We start from the raw sequence: 24,793 nt of genomic DNA, 5'->3' as shown, positions 1-24,793 counted from the left end.
GCTCAGGCCCGCCGCGCGTCGGCGTCGGGTGCGTCCGGCTCGGGGTGAACGGTCGGCGCGTCGGCGTCGGCGGAGGCGGATGTGGCGTCGGCGTCGGCGGAAGGGGAGGCGGCGTCGGCGGAGGCGGAGGCGAGGGCCGGGGCGTCCGGCGCGGAGTAGACGGTCGGCGCGCCGGCGGGGGTGGGGGCGAGCCAGGCGACGGGCCAGGCGGCGGGCCAGGGGGCGGGCGAGGGCGGGTCGTCCAGGCGCAGGCCGTACGCCACGAACGCGGCCAGGCACATCATCGCGCCCGGGTACTCCCACGCCTCGATCACCAGGAACGAGGCGGCCAGGCCGGCCAGCACCGCGACGTGCAGCACGGACGTCGGGTGCGCGGCGGTGCGCCGCCACAGCCGCACCAGCCCGTACCCGATGCCGGCGACCAGGACGACAATCGCCCACAGGCCGTACTGGAGGCCGACGCTGACGAAGTAGTTGTCGACGAAGACCTGCGGGCCGGCCGTCACCCGGGACGTGGTGGCCGCGCCGACCCCGCCGATCCCGAGCCCCCAGACGGGCAGGTCGCCGCCGAGCAGCCCGACCCAGACGTCGAACCGTTCGAAGAGGCTGCGGGCGCCGGTGGCGCCGACGGCCGCGAAGCCCACGGCCACGCAGGCGACCACGCCCAGGCCCACCAGCCGCGCGCGGCGTCGCCCGGCGGCCCCGCCGGAGCGGTCGAGCAGCACGGCCGCGAGCACCCCCGCCACCACCAGCAGCGCCCCCGACCGGCTGGTGCTCAGGGCCAGGCAGGCGACGGCGGCGAGCCCTCCGGCGTGCCAGGACCACCGGGCGGGCCGGGCGCGTCGGGTCAGCCACAGGGTCACGTAGCCGAGCAGGTACGCGCCGGCCAGGATGCCCAGCTCGCCGTTGAACTCGGTGAGGCCGGGCACCCGGAAGGTGTCGCCGATGTAGCGGACCGCCCGGTCCTCCTCGAAGCCCCACCGCACCAGCCGGGCCGGGCCGACCGCCAGCTCCCCGACCGCCGCCACGGCGTTGGCCACGAGCAGCCAGGACAGGGCCGTCAGCACCGTCAGCACCTGGGGCCGCGTCAGCGCGGCGAGCACCACGAGCAGCAGCAGCGGGACCAGGGTCAGCCGGACGCCGACGAGGGTCTGGGCCGCCCCGTGGTGGGCGACGCCGATCAGGGTCCACACCACCACGACCAGCAGCACCGCCGCGCCGGTGAGGAGCCGGGTCCGGGTCCACCGGCCGAGCAGCGCGGTACGCGCGAAGAGGACGCCGACCACCGCGGCGGCGGAGACGCTGAGCACGTACTCGCGGCCGCCGAACGCGTCGCCGACGAGCCCCTGGACGCCGGTCATCCACAGCCCCAGCGGGGCGTTGAGCACGATCAGGACGTACACCAGGCCGGGCACCGGGCGGGCCGCGACGACGCCGAGGCCGGCCAGGAAGAGGGGCGCCACCGGGGAGACGCCGGCCAGCGCGCACCCGACGACGGCCAGCAGGAGCAGCGCGCCGCCGACCAGCCAGGGGGTGGGCGGCCGGCGGCGGGCCGGGGCGGTTCCGGGTGCCGTCGCGGCGGGCCGGCGTCCGGTGTCGGGGATCATCGGCGGGTCACCTCGGGTCGCGGGCCGGCACCGGCTCGGGCACCGACCGTCCGGTAGGTCTCGACGACGGCGTCGACGTGCCGGTCCCAGTCGAGGCGCGCCCCGTCGGCGGCGGCCGACGCGGACATCGCCGCGTACTCGTCGTCGGGGGTCCGGGCGGCGCGGCGCAGCAGTTGTGCCAGCTCGTCCCGGGTGCGGAAGACCAGGACCGAGGCGTCCTCGGCCATCGGCGGCCGGGCCATGTCGCTGGCGAGGATGGGCCGTGCCGCCGTCAGCGCCTCCGCGCAGACCAGGCCGAACGTCTCGGCGCACTGGCTGGGGAAGACGAGCCAGCCAGCCCGCAGGAACGCCGCGCGCTTGCCCTCGGCGTCGAGGTAGCCGAGGTACCGCACGGAGCGGGACCGCTCGGCCGCCCGCTCGACCTCGGCGCGCAGCGGGCCGTCGCCGCCGACGAGCAGCGTGCCGCCGACCGCGTCGGCGGCCTCCGCCCAGGCGTCGAGCAGCAGGTCCACGCCCTTGTGCCGGTCCAGGGCACCGAGGTAGAGGAAGACGCGGCGGTCGCCGGGCGGCCAGTCGCGCGGCCCGGGCGGCAGCGGCACGGCGAGCGGCAGCAGCCGGGTGGCCGGCCCCGCCCCCGCAGCGCCGGCCAGGACCCGCTGGCGGGTGCGTTCGGACGGGAACAGCAGGGTGCAGCGCCGGAACTGCCGCAGCACCCACCGGGACCGCAGCCGCAGCAGCGCGTCCAGGGGTGCCGAGCGGCCCAGGTTGCCCAGGGCGTTGTTGGGGTCGCGGACGGCGTGGTCGTGCACGGAGTGGCAGGTGGGCCACCGCCGCGACAGCCGCGCCACCGGCCGGACGCCGAGCCCCTGCCAGTTGTGCAGGTGCACCACGTCGGGGTCGAAGTCGCGCAGGTCGTCCGGGCCCAGTCCGGTCGGGTCGACCAGGTCGCCCAGGTGGGTGCAGAGCTTGGCCAGCCGGGGGGCGAGCCGGGCCAGGCGGGCCGAGACCCGCTCGCCGACCGGCCGGTCCTCCGGGTGCTCCGCGTCGGGCGTCCGGCTGTAGACGCGGACCTCGTGGCCACGGTCGGCGAGCGCCCGGGACAGGTCCCGGACGTACCGCTCCGCACCGCCCCGGACGGCGAAGCCGGAGTGCACCATGGCGATCCGCACGGCCGTCACCGCCCGGCCGGGCGGGTGGCCGTCGGCGCCACGGCGAGCAGGTCGGCGAGGTGGGCCGTCGCGGTACGCCAGGACCGGCCGCACTCCCCCACCGGCGGCCGGGGCGCGGTCGTCGCCTCGGTCACCGCGTCGACGAGGGCGCGCGGCGTCCAGGTCGTCATCCGGGCCGCCCGCCCGCCGGTGGCCTCGTGCAGGGCCGGGTCGGGGGAGACGACCACCGGCGTGCCGAGCCGCAGCGCCTCGGCCGCCGGCAGCCCGTAGCCCTCGAAGTGGCTGGGCATCAGGAACGCGGCGGCGCCGGCGATCGTGGCGGCGTACCCGTCCTCGGGGAGGCGGTCCAGGAACAGCACCCGCTCCGTCGCGGCGCAGCGGGCGACGGCGGCCTCGAACTCCGGCACCCGCTGCCCGCCGGTGAGCACCGCGAGCACGTACCCGGGCAGGTCGGGCAGGGCGTCGACGGCGATCTCGACCCCCTTGTGCGCGGCGTGCCCGGTCACCGCCAGGTAGCGCTCGCCGCCCGCGACGCGCGTGGCCAGCGGGGCGGGCAGCGGGCCGGGTGGGGTGTCGAGGCTGCTGCCCGGGTGCCAGACCGCAGTGCGGTCGTCGCGGACGCCGTACAGGCCGAGGAGGTCGTGCCGGGTGCGGGCGCTGACGCAGAGCAGCCGCGCGGACCGGCCGATCGCGGTGCCGTAGCTGACCCGCCGGTACTGCCGGACGGCGCCCGACAGGCCGTGCGGCCAGAGCCGGAACGCGAGGTCGTGCACGACGGTGGTGACGGGCAACCGGCTGCCCCGCACGGCGAGCGACGGGCTCAGCGACAGCACCCTGGTGGCGGGGGCGGCGCCCCGGTCGGCGCGACCGGTGACGCCGCGCAGTGCGGTGGCCGCGGACGCGATCGCCCGGGCCCGGTCGGCCGGCTGCCGGCTGACCACCTCGACCTGGACGGCCAGGTCGGTCGGGGGGACGGCCCAGTCGGGTGGCGCGGCGACGACCCGGAGCCGCTGCGGGCCGGGCCAGTGCCGGACGACCTCGGTGAGCACCCGGGTGATCCCGCCGTCCCCGACGCCGCTGCACTCGAGGACGGTCGTGTCGACCCGCTCAGCCGGACTCATGCGCGACCCACTCGGCCATCCGGGCCGCGAAGCTGTCCCGCCCGAACCCGGCCGCGTGCCGACGGGCCCGATCGGGGTTGAGCCCGTCGAGCCGTCGCAGGGCAGCGGCGTGGCGGGTCGGTTCCCGCGATGCGACGAGGAATCCGGTCTCGCCCTCCACGACGGTCTCCAGCAGCCCGCCGGCGCGCAGCCCGACGACCGGGGTGCCACACGCCTGGGCCTCGACCGGGATGATGCCGAAGTCCTCGTGCGCGGGGAACAGCAGGGCCCGGGCACCCCAGTACAGCTCCCGGAGCCGCTCCCGGCCGGGCCGCGACTCGAACGTCACCGGGACGGGCGCCCGCGCGGCCAGCCGGCGCAACCGGGCCTCCTCCGGGCCGCCCCCGGCGAGGACGAGCGGCAGGCCGGCCTCGGCGGCGGTCGCGATCATCAAATCGAAGTTCTTGTACGGGATCCACCGCCCGACCCCGAGCAGGTACTCGCGGGCCTGGTCCCGCTGGGCGGCCGGCGGGGCGGCGAAGAAGTCGACGTCGACGGGCGGGTGGATGACCACCGCGTCGCGCCCCCAGTACCGGCGGATGCGGGCCTGGACCTCGCGGGAGTTCGCGGCGTAGGCGTGCACGTGCCGGCTGAGCCGGACGTCCACGGCCTGCAACGCCCGTCGGGGCCCGCTCAGCAGCCGCCCCGCGCCGCGCCCGTCGAAGTCTGGGCTCCAGACGTACCGGGCGGGAGAGTGGACGTAGCTCAGGTGCCGCGTCCGCTCGGGCGGACCGAACCGGGCCGTGTGGCCGAAGGCATGGCTGGAGGAGATCACCACGTCGTACCCGGCGGGACGGGCGGCGGCACGCCAGGCCAGCGGCAGGAACGGCAGCGCGAGGGCCTTGCTGCGGCGCAGCGGCGTCCGGGCCAGCCAGGACTCCCGCAGGCGCAGCCGGTCCCGGGGGACGTCGGACTCGGCCCACAGCACGAACCGGTCGGCGTGCGGGACCAGGTCGGCGATGGCGAGGAAGACGTTCTCGGAACCGCCGGCCGCGCTGAACCACTCGTGGACGAGCGCGACGGAGCGCCCGGCCAACAGCGGCGGGCCGACGCGCGGGGCCGGCACGGGACCGGCGTCCTCGACCGACGTCATGACTTGTCGCCCAACCCGATGCTCCCCAGGGACACGGGGCGCCGCCTCGGACCGGGCGCCCACGAACCCGCCTGGACGGGCGGTGTCACACCGGTCCCCCGACGGCCGTGTCCATTAATGACGCCGTCGCAGCCGTTGTCAACTCCCGCGGCGACCGTCAGCTGGTGCGCCGCCACAGGTCCCGCAGCGCGTCCCAGTTCCCGCCGACGCCGGCCTCGCAGAGGGTCTCCAGGTAGAGCGCTCCGAGCCCGTCGTCGCGGTCCCACCACACCCCGCAGATCGTCCGGCCGTCGTCGCCCTTGAAGGCGTACTCGATGTAGCTGCCGGCGGCCCCGCTGACGCCGCCGGTGGTCCGGGTGGCCTCCCGCAGGCCGGGGGCGAGGGAGCCGCCGGCCAGGTTGAGCTGCTGCCGGTAGGCCCGGGCGGTGTCCTTGGTGGACCTGGCCTCGTAGAGGCCGAAGTGCAGGGACAGCCCGCCGTAGCGGCAGAACACGTGCCGCTTCTCGTCGGCCGGCCGCTTGGGCCCGCCGGCCTCGGTGTCGGCCGCGCAGCCGCCCATCCGGGCCAGCCACGGCTCGGCCAGCGGTGCGAGGTCGCCCTCGAACTTGGGCTTGTTGAGGGAGAACTGGTTCGCCTCGAACGGCGCCACTGTGGGGCTGGCCGAGGGGGCCGGGCCGGGCGCGGCCCCGTCGTCGCCGAGGGTGGTGCCGGCGAACACCCCGGCGCCGCCGGCGACGACCGCCGCCAGCACCACCATGGCGATCCAGAGGCCGGTGCGGCTACGCCGGGGCGGGTCCACCGGCGCGATCCGCCGGCCGGGAGCGGCGAACGTGTCGTACGGCGGGGAGCTGCCGGGCGTCGGCTCGGCGGCCGGCGAGAGCGGCGCTCCGGAGACCGGCTGCGGCGTCACCGCCCACGGCTGGGGCACCCAGGGCAGCTGGGGCGGGCCCGACGTCGGCTGTGGGGGCACCGACACCGGCTGGGGCGGTGCCGATGTGGGCTGTGTCGCCGCCGCGACCGGCTGCGGCTGGGCCGAGATCGGTTGGGCCGACATCGGTTGGGGCGACATCGGTTGGGCCGAGATCGGTTGGGGCGGCGGAGGCGGCGTCGACCCGCCCGCCACGGGCCGGTAGTCCATGCCGAGGGTCTGGAACAGCCGCTGCGGCGCGCCGGCCTCCGTCGGCGGGTACGCCACCCAGGGGTGGGCGGCGGAGAAGTCGGCGGCGAGGTAGCGGTGGCCGCCGGCCGTCTGGGCGAGCGTGTTCGCCGCGTTCGCGAAGGCCTCCCGCCAGCGCTGGTCCGCCGCCGCGACGCCGTCCAGCACCACCACGAGCGCCGGCCGCCCCTGACCGTCCACGGCGGACCATGCCCGGCCGACCTGGCAAGCCCCCACGGCCTCGGTGAACCTGTACGCACCCTCCGGCTGCATGCCCCACTCCTCTGCTCACCCGCCGTGCGGATAGTACAGAGACGGCGCGACAACGACGGTGCTCACGGGTTGCCTCTGAAAGTTTTGATGCATAGAGTCGGCGCATGAATGAAGGACGCACCGTCGGGGCGCCCACCGACCGGGTGGTCGACCTGTTCCGGGGCGTCCGGCTCACCCCGACCCAGCGCCGGATCGCGCACAGCCTGGTGCAGCACGCCGCCACGGCGGCGTACCTCTCCGCCGCCGAGGTGGCCGAGCTGGCCGGGGTCAGCCAGCCGTCGGTGACCCGGTTCGCCGTGGCGCTCGGCCACGACGGCTACCCGGCGCTGCGCCGCCGGCTGCGCGAGCTGACCGGCGCCGCCACCGGCGGGCCCTCCGGCGGCGGCAACGAGCTGCAACGCGCCGTCCGGGCCGAGCTGGGCAACCTGGAGCGGCTGGCCGGGCAGCTCGCCGACCGGGACCGGATCGCCGAGACGGGCGAGTTGCTCGCCGCGAGCCGCCCCCTGCCGGTGCTCGGGCTGCGGGCCGCCGCGCCGCTGGCCGCGTACTTCGCGTACTTCGCCGCCAAGGTGCACCCGGACGTGCGGGTGCTCGACGACGGCGGCAGCCTGCTCACCGACCGCCTTGAGCAGGCTGCCGCAGCCGGGGCGACCGCCCTGCTGGCGTTCGTCCTGCCCCGCTACCCCCGGGAGACCCTGGACGCGCTGCGCGAGGCGCAGGCCGCCGGGCTGACCGTGGTGGCCATCACCGACTCGCCGGTCAGCCCGGCCGCCGAACACGCCGAGGTGGTGCTCCCCGCCGCCGTCGGCACCGATCTGGTGTTCGACCTGCACACCGCCCCGATGACCCTGGCGATGGTGGTCCTCCAGGCCATCTGCGACGCCGCGCCCGCCGAGACCCAGCGCCGGCTGGAGGCGTTCGAGTCCTCCGCCGCCCGCCGCCAGTTGTTCCTCGGCTGAGAGGAGAACCGAGATGTCCCAGCCCGTCCGCGCCGCCCGTGGCACCGCGCTGACCGCCCGGGGGTGGCCGCAGGAGGCCGCCCTCCGGATGCTGATGAACAACCTCGACCCGGAGGTGGCCGAGCGCCCCGACGACCTGGTCGTCTACGGCGGCACCGGTAAGGCCGCGCGGGACTGGCCGTCGTACCACGCGCTGGTGCGCACGCTGACCGACCTGCGCGAGGACGAGACGATGCTGGTGCAGTCCGGCCGCCCGGTCGGGGTGCTGCGCACCCACGAGTGGGCGCCCCGGGTGCTGCTGGCCAACTCCAACCTGGTCGGCGACTGGGCCACCTGGCCGGAGTTCCGCCGCCTGGAGCAGCTCGGCCTGACCATGTACGGGCAGATGACCGCCGGGTCGTGGATCTACATCGGCACCCAGGGCATCCTCCAGGGCACGTACGAGACGTTCTCCGCCGTCGCCGCGAAACGATTCTCCGGGACGCTGGCCGGGACGCTGACGCTGACCGCCGGGTGCGGCGGGATGGGCGGGGCCCAGCCCCTCGCGGTCACCATGAACGGCGGCGCGTGCCTCATCGTCGACGTGGACCGCACCCGGTTGGACCGCCGGGTGCACGACCGCTACCTCGACGAGGTCGCCGACTCCCTGGACGACGCGGTGGAGCGGGTGCTCGCCGCGAGGCGGGACCGCCGGGCGCTCAGCGTCGGCGTGGTGGGCAACGCCGCCACCGTCTTCCCCGAGCTGCTGCGCCGGGGCGTGGAGATCGACATCGTCACCGACCAGACCAGCGCGCACGACCCGCTGTCGTACCTGCCGGAGGGGGTTGAGCCCGCCGACGCCCGGGACTACGCGAAGGCGAAGCCGGCCGAGTTCACCGACCGGGCCCGGGCGTCGATGGCCAGGCACGTCGAGGCGATGGTCGGCTTCCTCGACGCGGGGGCCGAGGTCTTCGACTACGGCAACTCGATCCGGGGCGAGGCGCGCCTCGGCGGGTACGAGCGGGCGTTCGACTTCCCTGGTTTCGTGCCGGCGTACATCCGGCCGCTGTTCTGCGAGGGCAAGGGCCCGTTCCGGTGGGCGGCGCTCTCCGGCGACCCGGCAGACATCGCCGCCACGGACCGGGCGATCTTGGACCTGTTCCCGGAGAACGAGTCCCTGGCCCGATGGATGCGGCTGGCCGGTGAGCGGGTCGCCTTCCAGGGCCTGCCGGCCCGGATCTGCTGGCTCGGCTACGGCGAGCGGGACAGGGCGGGGGTGCGGTTCAACGAGATGGTCGCCTCCGGCGAGCTGAGCGCGCCGGTCGTCATCGGCCGGGACCACCTGGACTGCGGCAGCGTGGCCAGCCCGTACCGGGAGACCGAGGCGATGGCCGACGGCTCCGACGCGATCGCCGACTGGCCGCTGCTCAACGCGCTGGTCAACACCGCCAGCGGGGCGTCCTGGGTGTCCATCCACCACGGCGGCGGGGTCGGCATCGGCCGGTCCATCCACGCCGGCCAGGTCTGCGTCGCCGACGGCACCGCGCTGGCCGGGCAGAAGATCGAGCGGGTGCTGACCAACGACCCGGCGATGGGCGTCATCCGGCACGTGGACGCCGGCTACGACGCCGCCCGCGAGGTCGCCGACCACACCGGCGTGCGGGTGCCGATGGCCGAGGACCGGGCATGACGGCGGACCACGCGGACCACATAGACCTCGCGGACCTCGCGGACCACGCGGACCACGCGGACCACGCGGACCACGCAGACCTGGCCGGCCGGTTCCGGGTGCTCTGGGACTCCATCGCCCCGGTCGGCCGGGACCCGGGCAGCGGCGGCTACCTGCGGTACGCGTTCACGGAGCCGGAACTGGCGCTGCGCGACTGGTTCCGGGCACAGGCCGCCAGCCGGGGCATGCCGGTCACCGCCGACGGCAACGGCAACCTCTTCGCCCGCTGGGGCCACCCGGCCGCCGGGGACGCGGTGCTGACCGGCAGCCACTTCGACTCGGTGCCGCACGGCGGCGCGTACGACGGGCCGCTCGGCATCGTCAGCGCGTTCCTCGCCGTGGACGAGCTCCGCGCCGCCGGGGCGGTCCCGGCCCGTCCCCTCGTCGTGGCCGCGTTCGCCGAGGAGGAGGGGGCCCGGTTCGGCGTACCGTGCCTGGGGTCACGGCTGCTCACCGGCGCGCTCGACCCGGGCCGCGCGGCCGGCCTGCGCGACGCCGACGGGGTGAGCCTGGCCGAGGCTCTGGGTGACCGGCCCGCGGGTGCCCGGCCCGACCTGCTGGGCGGGTTCTCGTGCTTCGTGGAGCTGCACGTCGAGCAGGGCCGCGCGCTGGTCGAGCGTGACGCGCCGGTTGCGGTCGCCAGCGCCATCTGGCCGCACGGCCGCTGGCGCTTCGACTTCCTCGGCGAGGGCAACCACGCCGGTACGACCCTGATGGCCGACCGCCGCGACCCCATGCTCACGTACGCGTTCACCGTGCTCGCGGCGAACAAGGAGGCCCGGCTGCGCGGCGCGCACGCCACGGTCGGTCGGGTCCGGGTCGAGCCGAACGCCACCAACGCGATCCCGTCGAAGGTGACCGGCTGGCTGGACGCCCGCGCGGCCGAGCCGGACACGTTGACCGGCCTGGTCGACGCGGTGCGCGCCAAGGCCACCGAGCGGGCCGGCCGGGACGGCACGGAGGTCACCCTCACCGAGGAGTCGGCGACCCCGCTGGTCGCCTTCGACGGCGGCCTCGGCGGACGGCTGGCGGCCCTGCTGGACGCGCCGGTGCTGCCCACGGGGGCGGGTCACGACGCCGGGGTGCTGGCCGGGCACCTGCCCACCGCAATGCTGTTCGTACGCAACCCGACCGGAGTGTCGCACTCCCCCGCCGAGGCGGCCACGGACGCCGACTGCGCCGCCGGGGTCGCCGCCCTGGCCCGGGTCCTGGAAAAGCTGACATGCACATGAGCCTCCTGCCTGGGGCCGATGCCAGGGCCGGGGCTGGGGCCGGCCAGCGCTGGCGTGGCCGGAGCCGACGCCGGCATGCTCCGGCGGCCCCTTTGGAGCTGATGTCACGAACGCATCAGCGTCACCGCGACCGACCGACGTCGCCTGCGCTCCCGCGCTATCCCGACCGACCGACGTCGCGGACGACACCGATGTCACAAACGATTCAGCTCCAAAGGGGGTGGAAGGGGTGACCGGGACCCGCTGGCTCGCCGAGTACGCGTGGCTGCCCGACCGGGCCGAGCCGACCGCGGACGTGCTGATCGAGGCCGAGGACGGCCGGATCACGGCCGTCACGCCGCTGACCGGCGCGGGCACGCCCACAGCCGGGGTGGAGGTGCTCGGCGACGCCACCCGGCTGCCCGGGCTGACCCTCCCCGGGCTCGCCAACGCCCACTCGCACGCGTTCCACCGGGCGCTGCGCGGGCGCACCCACGGCGGCCGGGGCGACTTCTGGACCTGGCGGAATGTCATGTACGACGTGGCGGCCCGGCTCGACCCGGACAGCTACCTGGCCCTGGCCCGGGCCGCTTACGCCGAGATGGCGCTGGCCGGGATCACCTGCGTCGGCGAGTTCCACTACCTGCACCACGGCCCCGACGGCACACCGTACGCCGACCCGAACGCGATGGGCGCGGCCCTGGTCGAGGCCGCCACGCAGGCCGGGATCCGGCTCACCCTGCTGGACACCTGCTACCTGACCGCCACCGTGGACGGCGAGCCGCTGACCGGGCCACAGCGGCGGTTCGGCGACGGCGACGCGCTGCGCTGGGCCGACCGGGCCTCGGCGCTCGCCGACACCGTCGAACGGACCGGCGGCACCGGGCGGGCCGGCGAGACCAGGCGCGTGCTGGTCGGGGCGGCTGTGCACTCGGTCCGTGCGGTGCCGGCGGAGCAGCTCGCCACCGTGGCCGGCTGGGCCGACCGGCGCGGGGCGCCGCTGCACGTGCACCTGTCCGAGCAGCCCGCCGAGAACGACGCCTGCCGGGCCGCGCACGGCCGCACGCCGGCCCGGCTGCTGGCCGACCACGGGGTGCTCGGCCCGGGCACCGTCGCCGTGCACGCCACGCACCCCACCAGCGCCGACGTGACGCTGCTCGGGGACACCGGCACCGGGGTCTGCCTCTGCCCCACCACCGAGCGGGACCTCGCCGACGGGATCGGGCCGGCCCGCCGGCTGGCCGAGGCGGGCGTCGCGCTGAGCCTGGGCAGCGACAGCCACGCCGTGATCGACCTGTTCGAGGAGGCCCGCGCGGTGGAGCTGGACGAGCGGCTGCGCACCCGACAGCGCGGCCACTTCGCCCCGGCCGAGCTGTTGGCCGCCGCGACCGTCGCCGGGCACGCCGCGCTCGGCTGGGGCGACGCCGGCCGGCTGTCGGTCGGCAACCGGGCCGATCTGGTGACGGTACGGCTGGACAGCGCCCGGACCGCCGGGGTGCCGCCGGTCGGCGCGTTCTTCGCGGCCACCGCCGCCGACGTGACGCACGTGGTGGTCGACGGGCGGACGGTCGTGGCCGACGGCCGGCACCTGACCGTGGACGTGCCGGCGGAGCTGCGGCATGCCATCCAGGAGGTGACCTCGTGAGCCCGGCCAACTGGCAGCACCGCCCGGCCGGGCCGGGCGATCGGGTCCGGCCGGCGCCGCGGAACACCGGCAGCCTGCTCATCGACAAGATCGGGGAGCTGGTCACCAACGACATCAGCGGCGAGGGCGGGCCGCTGGGAATCCGCCGGGACGCCGCCGTGCTGGTCGAGGACGGGCAGGTGGCCTGGGTCGGGCCGGCCCGGGACGCCCCGGCCGCCGACCGGCGGATCGACGCCGAGGGGGCGGCCGTGCTGCCCGGCTTCGTGGACAGCCACGCCCACCTGGTCTTCGCGGGCGACCGGGCTACCGAGTTCGCCGCCCGGATGTCCGGCGAGCCCTACACCGGGGGCGGCATCCGCACCACCGTCGGCGCGACCCGCGCGGCCTCCGACGACGAGCTGCGGGCCACCGTCCGGCGGCTGCGCGGCGAGGCGATGCGGCAGGGCACCACCACCATCGAGATCAAGAGCGGGTACGGGCTGACCATCGCCGACGAGGCCCGTTCGTTGCGGATCGCCGCCGAGTTCACCGAGGACACCACCTTCCTCGGCGCGCACGTGGTTCCCGCCGAGTACTCCCACCGCCCCGACGACTATGTGGGCATGGTGTGCGGGCCGATGCTGGCCGCCGCCGCCCCGCACGCCCGCTGGATCGACGTGTTCTGCGAGCGGGGCGCCTTCGACGTGGACCACGCCCGGGCGATCCTCGCCTGCGGGCAGGCCGTCGGGCTCGGCGTGCGGGTCCACGCCAACCAGCTCGGCCCCGGTCCGGGCGTGCAGCTCGGCGTGGAGCTGGGCGCGGCCAGCGTGGACCACTGCACCCACCTGTCCGACGCCGACATCGACGCGCTCGCGTCGAACCGGGTCGGCTGCATGTGCCCGGACGGCCTGCACACCACCACCGTCGCCACCCTGCTGCCCGGTGCCGAGTTCTCCACCCGTTCGCCGTATCCGGACGCGCGCCGGCTGCTCGACGCCGGCGTCACCGTGGCCCTGGCCACCGACTGCAACCCCGGGTCGTCGTACACCTCGTCGATGCCGTTCTGCGTCGCGCTCGCCGTACGCGAGATGCGGATGACCCCTGCGGAGGCAGTCTGGGCTGCGACGGCAGGTGGGGCGGCGGCCCTGCGCCGCAGCGACGTGGGGCGAATCGCGCGGGGCGCGCGGGCCGACCTGATGATCCTCGACGCCCCGTCCCACCTGCACCTGGCCTACCGGCCCGGTGTCCCCCTGATCCGCCAGGTTCTGCACAACGGAGTGCCGCAATGTCGATCGTGACCGTCCAGCCCACCGGGATCCGCCCCGCCGACGTGCTCGCCGTGGCCCGAGGCAGCGCCCGGGTCGTCCTCGCCCCATCCACCGTGGACGCGATGGTGTCCAGCCGGGCCATCGTGGACCGCATCGAGGCCGCCGGCCGGCCCGTGTACGGCGTCTCCACCGGCTTCGGGGCCCTCGCGAACACCTTCGTCGCGCCGGAGCGGCGCGCGGAGCTGCAACACGCGCTGATCCGCTCGCACGCCGCCGGGGTGGGCGCTCCGATGCCGCGCGAGGTGGTCCGAGCGATGATGCTGCTGCGGGTCCGCTCGCTGGCGCTGGGCCACTCCGGCGTCCGCCCGCTGGTCGCCGAGGCCCTGGTCGACCTGCTCAACCACGACGTCACCCCGTGGGTGCCGGAGCACGGTTCGCTCGGCGCGTCCGGCGACCTGGCCCCGCTGGCGCACTGCGCGCTGGTGCTGCTCGGCGAGGGCTGGGTGCTCGGCCCGGCCGGTGAGCGGATCGACGCCGCCGACGCGCTGCGCGGGGCCGGGCTGACCCCGGTGGAGCTGGCTGCCAAGGAGGGGCTGGCGCTGATCAACGGCACCGACGGCATGCTCGGCATGCTGCTGCTGGCCATCAACGACGCGGCGCACCTGTTCACCATGGCCGACGTGACGGCCGCCCTGGCCATCGAGGCGATGCTCGGCTCGGAGCGGCCGTTCCTGCCGGAGCTGCACGCGATCCGCCCGCACCCCGGCCAGTCGGTGTCGGCGGCGAACATCCACCGGCTGCTCCAGAAATCGGCGGTGATGGACTCGCACCGCGACGACCTGGCGCACGCCGTGCAGGACGCGTACTCGATGCGCTGCGCGCCGCAGGTCGCCGGGGCGGCCCGGGACACCCTGGACTTCGTCCGGACCGTGGCCGACCGGGAGCTGGGGTCCGTGGTGGACAACCCGGTGGTGCTGCCGGACGGCCGGGTCGAGTCCACCGGGAACTTCCACGGCGCCCCGCTCGGCTTCGCCGCCGACTTCCTGGCCATCGCCGCCGCCGAGGTGGGGGCGATCTCCGAGCGGCGGGTGGACCGGCTGCTCGACGTGACCCGGTCCCGGGAGCTGCCGGCGTTCCTCTCCCCCGACGCTGGAGTCAACTCCGGGCTGATGATCGCCCAGTACACGGCCGCCGGGATCGTCGCGGAGAACCGCCGGCTGGCGGCCCCCGCGTCGGTGGACTCCCTGCCCACCAGCGGGATGCAGGAGGACCACGTCTCGATGGGCTGGGCGGCGACGAAGAAGCTGCTCACCGTGCTGGACAACCTGACCAGCCTGCTCGCGGTGGAGCTGCTGGCCGCCGTACGCGGGCTCCAGCTACGCGCCCCGCTGACGCCGTCGCCGGCCGGGCGGGCCGCCCTGGCCGCGCTCGGTGAGGCGGCCGGGGAGCCGGGGCCCGACGTGTTCCTCGCTCCGCTGATGGAGGCGGCCCGGGCCGTGCTGGCCGGGCCGGACCTGCGGGCCGCCATCGAGCGCGAGATCGGCCCGCTCGGCTGACCATCCCGGGGTGGCGCGTGCCGGACACCCGGCACGGGCCTCCCCGATCGGTCCGCCGCCCGCCGTCAGGCCGCCGGCGGGATGACCTTGGCGATCAGCTTGGCCAGCTCGCGCAGCGCCTTGCCCCGGTGGCTGATCGCGTCCTTCTCCGGCGGGGTCAGCTCCGCGTTGGTGCGGTCCTGGCCGTCGCCGAGGAAGATCGGGTCGTACCCGAAGCCGCCCTCGCCGCGCGGCGCGCGCAGCAGCCGGCCGGCCTGTCGGCCGTCGACCAGGTGCTCCTTGCCGCCGGGCAGCACCAGGGCCACCGTGCAGACGAACGACGCGCCCCGGTTGTCGTCGGGCAGGTCGGCGATCTGGTCCAGCACGAGCTGGAAGTTGGCCCGGTCGTCGCCGTGCCGGCCGGCCCAACGGGCGCTGAACACCCCCGGCATTCCGTTCAGGGCGTCGACGGCGAGGCCGGAGTCGTCGGCGATGGTGAGCAGGCCTGTGCGCCGGCAGCCCTCCCGCGCCTTGATCAGCGCGTTCTCGCCGAAGGTCAGGCCGGTCTCCGGCAGCTCCGGGTACTCCTCGACGTCGTCGAGGCCGAGCAGGGCGACCCGGTGTGCGCCGAGCGCGCCGTCGAGGATCCGCTGGAGCTCGATCAGCTTCTTCCGGTTACGGGTGGCGAGCAGCACCTTGTTCATGAGAGAGCCTTCCGCTGTGCCTCGGCCAGTTCCGCGCAGCCGGCGACGGCCAGGTCGAGCAGGGCATCGAGCTGGTCTCGGGCGAAGACCCCGGACTCCCCCGTCCCCTGCACCTCGACGAACTCGCCGGTGCCGGTGCAGACCACGTTCATGTCGACCTCGGCCGCCACGTCCTCTTCGTAGCAGAGGTCCAGCCGGGCCTCGCCCGCGATCACGCCGACGCTCACCGCGGCGACGGAGCGGTGCATCACCTTCTCCGGCTTCCCGGCCAGCGACTTGCGGTCGGCCAGCCAGCTCACCGCGTCGTGCAGCGCCACGTACGCGCCGGTGATCGCCGCGGTGCGGGTGCCGCCGTCGGCCTGGAGGACGTCGCAGTCCAGCACGACCGAGTTCTCGCCGAGCGCCTTGAGGTCGATGCCGGCCCGCAGGCTCCGGCCGATCAGCCGGGAGATCTCGTGGGTCCGCCCGCCGACGCGGCCCTTGACGCTCTCCCGGTCCGAGCGGGTGTTCGTGGCCCGGGGCAGCATCGCGTACTCGGCGGTCACCCAGCCGAGCCCGGAGCCCTTGCGCCAGCGGGGCACCCCCTCGGTGACGCTGGCCGTGCAGAGCACCCGGGTTTCGCCGAACTCGACGAGCACGGAGCCCTCCGGGTGGGTGCTCCAGCCCCGAGTCAGAGTCACCGGTCGGAGTTGGTCGGGCCGCCGCCCGTCAGGTCGCGCCATGCCTGCACCCTATGCGGTGCGGTGATCGAACGGTCCCGGGGTGTCCCGCTGTCCGCGCCCACCACCGGCCGAGGTCGATCAGATGTCGTAGCAGCCGCCCGAGCGGACCACTTCCAGCGGCCCGTCGTACGCGGCGCCGGCCGCCTCGACGGTGAGCGCCTCGCTGCCCCATGCGGCGACCAGGTGGGTCAGCAGTAGCCGGCCCACCCCCGCCTTCGTGGCCGCCTCGCCGGCCTCCCGGCCGGTCAGGTGCAGGTCCGGCGGGTTGTCCACCCCGTCGAGGTAGCTGGCCTCGCAGAGGAAGACGTCGGCGTCCTGGGCCAGCCGCAGCAGCGCCTCGCACGGCGCGGTGTCGGAGGAGTAGCAGAGCACCCGGCCGTCGTGCTCCAGCCGCACCCCGTACGTCTCGACGGGGTGGTTCATCCGGTCGACGGTGACGGTGAACGGGCCGATCGGGAACGTGCCCGGTTCGAGGCCGTAGAACTGGTAGACGTCCTCGACGGTGCTGTTCTCCTGCCCGTAGGCCAGCGCCAGCCGGTCCGGCGCGCCGGAGGGGGCGTACACCGGCAGGACCGGACACGGGCCGTCCGGGGCGTACCGGCGCACCACCACGTATGTCACCGCGTCGAGCATGTGGTCGCAGTGCAGGTGGGTGAGGAGGATGGCGTCCGGGGCGTGCAGCCCGGCGTAGCGCTGGAGGGTGGACAGCGCGCCGGAGCCGAAGTCGATCAGGAGCCGGAAACCGTCGGCCTCGACCAGATAGGCCGAGCAGGGGGAGTCGGGGCCGGGGAAGCTCCCGGCACAGCCGAGGACGGTCAGTCGCATGAGGTTGTCCCGCTGTCACGAACCGTAGTCGTCACGTCGGCCGCCGTCCCGCCCATGATCTTCATCGACGTGTACGACACGCTGCGCAGCCTACGCTGGCGCGCGCCGGGGCAAGAATCATCTAGTGGAAGTTGTCATCAACGTGACACCCGCAGCCGTCGCCGATCCCGGAGACGACGGACGGGCCGGACCGGTCACCCGGTCACGGCCCGTCGGCGCCGTCAGGCTCGCCCTCAGGCCCAGAGCTGCCCCTCCAGGGCCTCCTCGGCGTCGGCGAGGGTGCCGCCGTACGCACCGGTGCTGAGGTACTTCCAGCCGCCGTCGCAGACCACGAACGCGACGTCGGCCCTGCGCCCGTCCCGGACCGCCTCGTGCGCCACCGCCAGGGCGGCGTGCAGGATGGCCCCGGTGGAGAAGCCGGCGAAGATCCCCTCCACCTCCACGAGCTGCCGGGTACGCAGCACGGCGTCCCTGGTGCCGACGGAGAACCGCCGGGACAGAACGGTGGCGTCGTAGAGCTCCGGGACGTACCCCTCGTCGATGTTGCGCAGCCCGTAGACCAGCTCCCCGTAGCGGGGCTCGGCGGCCACGACCTGGATGGCCTCGACCTTCTCGCGCAGGTAGCGCCCGGTGCCCATGAGGGTGCCGGTGGTGCCGAGCCCGGCCACGAAGTGGGTGATCGTGGGCAGGTCCTGGAGCAGCTCCGGGCCGGTGGTCTCGTAGTGCGCCCGGGCGTTCGCCTCGTTGCCGTACTGGTAGAGCATCACCCAGTCGGGGTGTTCGGCGGCGATCTGCTTGGCGGTGGCGACGGCCTGGTTGGAGCCGCCGGCGGCCGACGAAAAGATGATCTCCGCGCCGTACATCCGGAGCAGCTGGATCCGCTCGGTCGAGACGTTCTCCGGCATCACGCAGACCAGCCGGTACCCCCGCAGCTTCGCCACCATGGCCAGCGAGATCCCGGTGTTGCCGCTGGTCGGCTCCAGGATGGTGTCGCCCGGGCGGAGCCGGCCGTCGGACTCGGCCCGGCGGACCATGAACATGGCCGCCCGGTCCTTGATGCTGCCGGTCGGGTTCCGGTCCTCCAGCTTGGCCCAGAGCCGCACCGGCGGCGCCCCCTCGGGCACCGTCGGCGAGAGCCGGGGCAGCCCGACCAGTGGTGTGCCGCCGCAGGCGTCCAACAGGCTGTCGTACCGCGCCATCGCCGCCCCGCCTCAGCGGGCGGCGGCGGCGCGCGTGGCTACCGTGTGCGAGGCGATCGCCGCCGCCGCCGCGAAGCCGAACGCGCCGCCGGCCACGGCCGGCAGGATGGTGATGCTGTCGCCGTCGTTGAGCTTGGCGTCGAGCGCGCCGAGGAAGCGGACGTCCTCGTCGTTGACGTAGACGTTGACGAAGCGGTGCAGCACGCCGGCGTCGGTGACCAGCCGGCCGCGCAGGCCGGCGTGCCGGGAGTCCAGGTCGGCGAGCAGGTCGGCGACCGTGTCGCCGGCGCCCTCGACGATCTTCGCGCCGCCGGTGTAGCTGCGCAGGATGGTGGGGATGCGAACCTCGATGGCCATGGTGTCGTGCTCCTTGTCCGGATGTGCGGTTGCTCGGTGACGGGAGGGAAGGAATGTCGCGATGCCGCTGGGATCAGCGGTCGGAACACTCGTAGTCGACCGTCGCCGGGCTCTGCCCGAACATGTAGGACTGGACGGCGTTCGGGTCCACGGCGGCGTCCACGATCCGGACCGGCTCCTCCGCCACCACGCCGTCGACGATCCGGTAGGAGCGGATCTCCTCGGTGTCGGGCTCGCGGGTGGAGACGAGCAGGTAGTGCGCGCCCGGCTCGCCGGCGAGGGAGACGTCGGTGCGTGACGGGTACGCCTCGGTCGCGGTGTGCGAGTGGTAGATGACGACCGGTTCCTCGTCGCGGTCGTCCATCTCCCGCCACAGCCGCAGGTGCTCCATCGAGTCGAACTCGTAGAACGTCATGGAACGGGCCGCGTTATCCATGGGGATGTGCCTGCTCGGGGTGTCGCTGCCGGCGGGACCGGCGACCACGCCGCACGCCTCGTCCGGGTGGTCCCGGCGGGCGTGGGCGACGATCGCGTCGATGATCGTCCGGTCGATGCTCAGCACGCCGTCCAGCCTAGCCCCTCCGCCCGCCCAGCCGAGGGTGGCGACGGTCACGCTCAGTCGAGCATGGCGTTGAGCAGGGACTCCTGGAGGTATCCGAGGTAGGCGTAGACCGACAGTTGGAACACCCGGCTCGACGACGGGTCGGCGGCGACCGCCTCGTCCAGCTCCGCGCCGAGGTCCGTGCCGTCCTTGACCTCCAGCCGGACGCCCATCGCCAGGCGGGCGTCGTTGAGCGCCCGCAGCCACGCCTCGGCCGCCTCGGCGTCGAGCTGGACCTCGCCGCCGGAGGATTCCGGCAGGGCGGCGAGGATCGCCCCGGCCTGGTCGATCTTGCCGGTCTTCAGGTCGCCCTCGGTGTACCGGCGGAACTCCGCCGTGCCGGCCGAGTCGTCCGGGTAGACCTCGGGGAAGAGCCGGCCCAGCACCGGGTCGGAGTGGTCGAAGCCTTCGGTGAGCAGCCCCACCACCTCGGAGGCCACCTTGCGCAGCACCCGGACCTCGTCGACGGCGAGGGTGGCGACGTACCGGTCGCCCCGGCGTCGGAACATGCTCACGACCGCTCCACCGTGGCCCACAGCCCGTACGCGTGCAGCTGCGCCGCGTCGTGCTCCATCCGCTCCCGGGCGCCGCTGGAGACCACCGCCCGGCCCTTGTGGTGCACGTCCAGCATGAGCTTCTCCGCCTTCTCCCGGCTGTACCCGAACAACTTCTGGAAGACCCAGGTCACGTACGACATCAGGTTCACCGGGTCGTCCCACACGATCGTCACCCACGGCCGGTCAGAGGCCGGCACCTCTTCGGTGGCCGGTGTCTCGACCGGTGCAACCTGCGGAGCCGCCATGCCCCCCATCGTGCCACCGGTTGCCGCGAAGCGATGAACCGGAACGCCGGACGGGTCCGGAGCATCGGCCGGAGCCGCCCCGGCGACCGGCGCGCGGGCCGGCCCGGCAGGACCCCGTCGGGGCCCCACCGGCCGGTCGGGGCCGGCGTCAGGCGAGCAGGATGCCGTGGTCGACCGCAGCGGAGAGCACCGCGCCGAGTGAGCGGCGGACGGCCTCGAAGCGTCGGGAGACATCCCGGGTCAGCTCCAGTTCGACCTCGCGCAGCGCCCGCTGCGCCCAGGACCGGGCGCCGCCCGGGTCTTCGTTGCCGGTGCTGCGCCACTGCTGCCAGCAGCCGCCGGAGAGCGCCACGGCGACCGGCGGGAGCACCTCGACACGCTCCCCGGCCGGGTAGCCGGAGACCGCGTCCACCGCACCGGCGCCGGCGAGTTTGGCCACCCCTGGGGTACTGGTGACCAGCAGCACCCGGTCGAGGTCCCGGCCGGTCGGGTGGTCGGCGAGCCCCCAGCGGACGGCGTTGCCGATCCGCCGCCGGACCCCCTCGGGCACCGGGGTGCCCAGGACCTGCCCTGCGGCCTCGTCGAGCAGAGCCCGCACCGCCGCTTCGCACTGGGCGGTGGCGAGCAGGGAGAGTGCCTCCAGCTCGCGGTCGAGCAGCTGCGGCAGGCCGGCGCAGCCGACCCCGAAGACGATCTCCTGCACCACCCGCAGGTGGGTGTTGGCCAGCTCCAGGGCGACGTCCTGGCGGATCCGCTGGGCGCAGGAGCGGGCCTGCCGGTCCAGCCGCTCGGCCCACCCGGTCGCGTCCGCGCCGGGCGACACCGGGACCCGGCCGTGCGTCCCGGGCAGCACCGGCGGCTGGGCGCTGGCCCGGCGCAGCCCCTCGTCGGCGGCCCAGCCCGCCAGCGCCCGGCGCAGCGCGCCGACGTCGTCCGGCCTGGCCGGGTACCAGTGGGCCGCGGCCAGTGCCGGCACGGCGGCGAGCAGCGCCGCACGGTGCGCGGCCAGCACCACCTCGACCGGACCCGCCGCGTCGACCGGGTCCGCCAACTCGACCGGGTTCGCCGCGTCGACCGGGTCCGCCACCTCGACCGGGTTCGCCGCGTCGACCGGGTCCGGCTCGGCCGGCGGACGGGCGGGCCGCGGATCCACCGGCCCGCCCGTCCGCGCGGACCGCGTCGGCGGCCGGGTGACCCGGCCGCCGGAACCCGTCGGGACGGAAGCCCCCGTGCCGTCCGTCCACGCCGGGTCCCGGCGGCTGTGTGTCACCCGACCCCACGCCCGGGGCCCGTCCGGTCGGCCCGAACCGGCGCCCGGCCACCCGTCCGGGGGCGGGGCCCAGCCCGAGACGCCGGGCGTCACCACGAAGAAGACCTCGGCCGCGGCGTGGGCGGCCTCGGCCAGCAGGTGCAGCTCGGCGGCCGTGAAGGCCTGGTCCGCCGCGATCACGAACAGCAGCGCCCCGGCCCGGCCGACCGCGTCGAGCAGCACCCGACCGCCGGCGACGCCCAGCGTGTCGGTGTCGGGCGTGTCGACGACGGTGAAGTGCCGCAGCAGCGGCTCGGCGACGGTCAGCTCGACCCGGCGCGGCGGCCGGGCCAGCGCCGGGCCCGCCGCCAACTGGTCCGGCGCGTACGCGTGCGGCTCACGGTAACCGGGCACGTAGGCCGCCCGGGTCGGCACCCGGGCGTGGTCGACCAGCAGCCAACTCCCGGGCGGGACGGCGAGCATCCCCGGGGCGAGCCCCAGCAGGGAGGCGAGCACGTCACGCCGGGCGGCGCCGGCAGGGCCGGCGGCGACGACGGCGAGCGGGTCGTCCGGCCGGGGCTCGGTCACCCCGAGCCGGGTGTGCGTCGGGCCGCACCGCGGCGGGCCGGCCGGCCCGCTCGGCTCGTCGGACACGTCGGCCGAGGGGAGTGGACCCGGCTGCATCAGGCTGCCTCCCGGTGAGGCGGCCGTCCTCGGACCCGGCCGCGCGGTTCCTCCGGCGGGGACACCTCCGGATGCGGGAAGAGTACGGCCGGCGGGAACGTGAACCACGCAAAGCGAATACTCAGCGCTGATCGACGAATTACTCAACTTCGGAGCGTCACCGCGCGCACGCGCACCGGCTTCGGTCGATATGCTGCCCCGATGAGTCGGTGGGAGTTCGTCGGCCGCAGGGATGAACTCGACCGCCTGCTGGCCGCGGCGACCGGCGCCGACGGGCGCGGGCTCTTCTACAGCGGGTCCGCCGGCCTCGGCAAGAGCCGGCTGCTGCGCGAGGCGCTGGCCAGGGTCCCCACCGACGGGTACGCCGTCTGCACGGTCTCGGCCAGCGCCACCACGGCGGCGCTGCCGTTCGGCGGGCTGGTCCAGTTGCTCCCGGCCGAGCAGCCGCAGGGCCTCTCCCCGGCGGGCGTGCTGCGCTGGGCGGTGAAGCAGTTGCAGCAGCAGGCCGCCGGGCGGCACATCGTGCTGGCGGTCGACGACGCGCACCTGCTCGACCCGCCGTCGGCCGCGCTGGTGCACCTGATCGGCCGCCTGGAGAACGCCACCGTGGTCGGGACGCTGCGCGACGGCGAGCAGTTGCCGCTGCCGATCCGGGCACTGTGGACCGACGGCCTGGTCGACCACCTGGAGCTGGCCCCGCTGGGGCTTGCGGACACCACCGACCTGCTCGCCGCCATCCTCAAGGGCCCGATCGACCCGTGCTCCGCCGACCGGCTGTGGCGGCTCTCCGGCGGCAACGCGCTGCTCCTGCGCGAGCTGGTCATGGCCGCCCCGCCCGACGAGCTGACCCGCACGTACGGGATGTGGCGGTGGACCGGCGAGCTGACGCTGGCGCCCACCCTCAACGAGCTGATCGACACCCGGATCGGGCAGCTCACCCCCGGGGTCCGGGCGGTGCTGGAGCTGGTCGCCTTCGGCGAGCCGCTCGGGCTGCACCTGCTCGGACAGGCGGTGGAGCCGGCCGACGTGGAGACCGCCGAGGAGCGCGGCCTGATCGCGGTGGAGCGCAACGACCGCCGCACCGACGTTCGGCTGGCGCACCCGCTCTACGGCGAGGTGATGCGGCGGCGCTGCCCGGTCAGCCGCAACCGACGGTTGCAGGCCCGGCTGGCCGAGCTGGTGGAGGCGGTGGGCACCCGGCGCCGCGACGACCTGCTGCGGGTGGCGGTGTGGCGGCTGGACTCCGGCACCGCGCAGGACCCGGCGTTGCTGCTGGGCGCGGCCGCCCAGGCGTTCACCCGGTACGACGTGCCGCTGGCGACCCGGCTGGCCCGGGCGGCGCTGGACGCCGACGGGGGCTTCGACGCCGCGGAGCTGCTCGCCACCCTCCTGATGTTCGCCGACCGGCCGGAGGAGGCGATCGTGATGCTCGACGCGGTCGCCGACGACGCGGCGGAGTCCGGGCGGTGCAGCCGATGGGTCACCGTGCGGGGAATGGTCAGCTACTGGGGTCTCAGCCAGGAGTCCACGGTGGACGATATGGCGGCGCGGGCCGGAAAGCTGCCCGACGCCACCGACCGGGCCCGGGTGAACGCCTTCGAGGCCATCATGCGGCTGCACCGGCTGGACACCGGCCCGGCGGTGCGGCTGGCCCGGGCGGTGCTGGACCGCCCGGCCGCCGGGGTCGCCGCCCGCGAGCTCGCCCGGTGCACCCTGGCGTACCTCCAGGCCGCCCAGGGGCAGCTCACCCTCAGCGGCGCGGCGATCCACCAGGTGCAGGCCGAGGCGGCCCGCTGGCGCGGCGACATGCCGTACCTGCAACTCGCCCTTGAACTGGCCCGGGGGACCCGGCTCGCGCTCGCCGGCGACCTGGCCGGCATCGACGCGATTGTGGACGACGAGTTCGCCGACCTGGCCGGGGCGGGCGACTTCCGGCTCGGCACCGGCTACCTGGCCATCCTCCAGGCGTACGCGGCGCGGCTGCGCGGCCAGAGCGGCACGGCGCTGAAGACGAGCCTCGGCGCGTGCGCAGTGCTGGCCACCAGCCGGGTGTACGCGGGCCTGGCACACGCCGAGCGGGCCCAGGCGGCGGCGCTGCGGGGCGACGCCGCGCACGCCGCCGAGGCGCTGGCCGAGGCGGACCGCACCCAGGCCTCGGGGATGGCGGTGCTCTACCCCTGGCTGGAGCAGGCCCGCGGGGCGGTGCTCGCCGCCGCCGGCGACCCGGCCGGCGCCGCCAGGCACCTCGCCGCTCTGGCCGACCGGCTCCGCGACGACGGGTTCGCCGGGCACGAGGTGCTCGTCCTGCACGACCTGGTCCGGCTGGGCCAGGCGACCGCCCCGGTCGGGCCGACCTGCGGCGACGGCAGCCGGCGGACGGTGGCTCAGCGGCTGGCCGAGCTGTCCGAGCGGGTCGACGGCCCGCTGCCGCCCCTGCTGGCCCGGTGCGCCCGGGCCGTCGCCGACAACTCGGCCGACGAGTTGCTCGCGGTGGCCGACGACTTCGCCGGGCTGGATCTGCGGGTGTACGCCGCAGAGGCCACCGCGGCGGCGACCCGCCGGATGCGGCGGCGCCGGTCCAGCTCGGCCGCCGCCGCCCACGCGCGACTCGGCGAACTCCTCGGCCGGTGCGACCAGGTCGACACCCCGGCGCTGCGGCTCGGGCAGCCCGCCCTCAGCGACCGGGAGTGGGAGGTCGCCCGGCTCGCCGCCCAGGGCGCGACCAGCCGCGCCATCGCCGAGCGGCTCTTCCTGTCCAGCCGGACCGTGGACAACCACCTGCAACACATCTACAGCAAGCTCGGGGTGACCGGGCGCACCGAGCTGCGCTCCGTACTGCGGTCGTACCCGGGCCAGAAGGGCGAGCCTGCGCAGTGAACTCTAGGCT

General features: G+C 75.5%; 21 protein-coding genes. 7 read left to right on the top strand and 14 right to left on the bottom strand.

The features are described 5' to 3' along the window. Positions 1-2: 2 nt before the first annotated feature. From OG617_RS20525 to OG617_RS20505, 5 genes are all read right to left on the bottom strand, one after another. Positions 3-1,607, bottom strand: a complete 1,605-nt coding sequence (locus OG617_RS20525) for an O-antigen ligase family protein (RefSeq protein ID WP_405094665.1) — start codon at positions 1,605-1,607, stop codon at positions 3-5. Then, a complete protein-coding gene (locus OG617_RS20520) occupies positions 1,604-2,776 on the bottom strand; it encodes a glycosyltransferase family 4 protein (protein WP_405094664.1) in 1,173 nt (390 codons plus the stop codon). Before OG617_RS20520 ends, OG617_RS20525 begins: the two co-directional genes overlap by 4 nt. Positions 2,777-2,781: 5 nt before the next feature. Further along, positions 2,782-3,897: a glycosyltransferase gene (locus tag OG617_RS20515; protein WP_405094663.1), complete on the bottom strand. Its 1,116-nt coding sequence runs from the start codon at positions 3,895-3,897 to the stop codon at positions 2,782-2,784. Next, positions 3,884-5,029, bottom strand: coding sequence for a glycosyltransferase (locus OG617_RS20510; protein WP_405094662.1), 1,146 nt, complete (start codon positions 5,027-5,029; stop codon positions 3,884-3,886). Before OG617_RS20510 ends, OG617_RS20515 begins: the two co-directional genes overlap by 14 nt. A 157-nt stretch (positions 5,030-5,186) precedes the next feature. Further along, positions 5,187-6,458 carry a hypothetical protein gene (locus OG617_RS20505; RefSeq protein WP_405094661.1) on the bottom strand — a complete coding sequence of 424 codons (1,272 nt, stop codon included), beginning with the start codon at positions 6,456-6,458 and terminating at the stop codon, positions 5,187-5,189. A 104-nt stretch (positions 6,459-6,562) separates the two neighbouring features. On the opposite strand from OG617_RS20505, the gene OG617_RS20500 reads away from it, so the two are divergent. The 6 genes from OG617_RS20500 to hutH all read left to right on the top strand — a co-directional run bounded on the left by OG617_RS20500 (position 6,563) and on the right by hutH (position 14,784). Beyond that, the gene (locus OG617_RS20500) at positions 6,563-7,417 is read left to right on the top strand and encodes a MurR/RpiR family transcriptional regulator (protein WP_405094660.1); all 855 of its coding nucleotides are present in this window, start codon (positions 6,563-6,565) and stop codon (positions 7,415-7,417) included. Between the two features lie 13 nt (positions 7,418-7,430). After that, positions 7,431-9,086 (top strand): urocanate hydratase, encoded by a 1,656-nt coding sequence (gene hutU, locus OG617_RS20495; protein WP_405094659.1) that lies wholly within the window; start codon positions 7,431-7,433, stop codon positions 9,084-9,086. Next, on the top strand, positions 9,083-10,357 hold the full coding sequence (locus OG617_RS20490; protein WP_405094658.1) for an allantoate amidohydrolase: 1,275 nt from the start codon (positions 9,083-9,085) through the stop codon (positions 10,355-10,357). The genes hutU and OG617_RS20490 overlap by 4 nt, the downstream gene beginning before the upstream one ends. A 229-nt stretch (positions 10,358-10,586) precedes the next feature. Continuing rightward, complete coding sequence (locus tag OG617_RS20485; protein WP_405094657.1) at positions 10,587-11,981, top strand: formimidoylglutamate deiminase; 1,395 nt, start codon at positions 10,587-10,589, stop codon at positions 11,979-11,981. 74 nt (positions 11,982-12,055) lie between these two features. Beyond that, entirely contained in the window at positions 12,056-13,258 is a 1,203-nt protein-coding gene (gene hutI / locus OG617_RS20480) for an imidazolonepropionase (protein ID WP_405103851.1), read from the top strand. Further along, entirely contained in the window at positions 13,246-14,784 is a 1,539-nt protein-coding gene (gene hutH / locus OG617_RS20475) for a histidine ammonia-lyase (protein ID WP_405094656.1), read from the top strand. The genes hutI and hutH overlap by 13 nt, the downstream gene beginning before the upstream one ends. A gap of 65 nt (positions 14,785-14,849) precedes the next feature. Here the strand turns inward: hutH and rdgB are convergent, their stop codons facing one another. The 9 genes from rdgB to OG617_RS20430 all read right to left on the bottom strand — a co-directional run bounded on the left by rdgB (position 14,850) and on the right by OG617_RS20430 (position 21,906). After that, the gene (rdgB, locus tag OG617_RS20470) at positions 14,850-15,467 is read right to left on the bottom strand and encodes an RdgB/HAM1 family non-canonical purine NTP pyrophosphatase (RefSeq protein ID WP_396676003.1); all 618 of its coding nucleotides are present in this window, start codon (positions 15,465-15,467) and stop codon (positions 14,850-14,852) included. Then, on the bottom strand, positions 15,464-16,189 hold the full coding sequence (rph, locus tag OG617_RS20465; RefSeq protein ID WP_161687583.1) for a ribonuclease PH: 726 nt from the start codon (positions 16,187-16,189) through the stop codon (positions 15,464-15,466). The genes rdgB and rph overlap by 4 nt, the downstream gene beginning before the upstream one ends. Before the next feature lie 78 nt (positions 16,190-16,267). Then, complete coding sequence (locus tag OG617_RS20460; RefSeq protein ID WP_405094655.1) at positions 16,268-17,014, bottom strand: MBL fold metallo-hydrolase; 747 nt, start codon at positions 17,012-17,014, stop codon at positions 16,268-16,270. A 233-nt stretch (positions 17,015-17,247) separates the two neighbouring features. Continuing rightward, a complete protein-coding gene (locus OG617_RS20455; protein WP_405094654.1) occupies positions 17,248-18,213 on the bottom strand; it encodes a PLP-dependent cysteine synthase family protein in 966 nt (321 codons plus the stop codon). 12 nt (positions 18,214-18,225) lie between these two features. Then, positions 18,226-18,570: a MoaD/ThiS family protein gene (locus tag OG617_RS20450; RefSeq protein ID WP_161687578.1), complete on the bottom strand. Its 345-nt coding sequence runs from the start codon at positions 18,568-18,570 to the stop codon at positions 18,226-18,228. Between the two features lie 73 nt (positions 18,571-18,643). Beyond that, a complete protein-coding gene (locus OG617_RS20445) occupies positions 18,644-19,132 on the bottom strand; it encodes a Mov34/MPN/PAD-1 family protein (RefSeq protein WP_405094653.1) in 489 nt (162 codons plus the stop codon). Positions 19,133-19,185: 53 nt separating this feature from the next. Then, positions 19,186-19,680, bottom strand: a complete 495-nt coding sequence (locus tag OG617_RS20440) for a DUF2017 domain-containing protein (protein WP_405103849.1) — start codon at positions 19,678-19,680, stop codon at positions 19,186-19,188. Positions 19,681-19,682: 2 nt separating this feature from the next. Then, complete coding sequence (gene clpS, locus OG617_RS20435) at positions 19,683-19,973, bottom strand: ATP-dependent Clp protease adapter ClpS (protein WP_161687572.1); 291 nt, start codon at positions 19,971-19,973, stop codon at positions 19,683-19,685. A 148-nt stretch (positions 19,974-20,121) separates the two neighbouring features. Beyond that, complete coding sequence (locus OG617_RS20430; RefSeq protein ID WP_405094652.1) at positions 20,122-21,906, bottom strand: hypothetical protein; 1,785 nt, start codon at positions 21,904-21,906, stop codon at positions 20,122-20,124. Between the two features lie 201 nt (positions 21,907-22,107). Here OG617_RS20430 and OG617_RS20425 point away from each other — a divergent pair, with 201 nt between their 5' ends. Continuing rightward, complete coding sequence (locus tag OG617_RS20425) at positions 22,108-24,783, top strand: LuxR C-terminal-related transcriptional regulator (RefSeq protein WP_405094651.1); 2,676 nt, start codon at positions 22,108-22,110, stop codon at positions 24,781-24,783. The last annotated feature ends 10 nt before the right edge of the window (positions 24,784-24,793 follow it).

This window comes from Micromonospora sp. NBC_01412, from assembly GCF_045040215.1.
In the GTDB taxonomy this organism is placed as follows: Bacteria; Actinomycetota; Actinomycetes; order Mycobacteriales; family Micromonosporaceae; genus Micromonospora; species Micromonospora rubida.
This window is presented reverse-complemented; position numbering and strand designations above follow the sequence as displayed.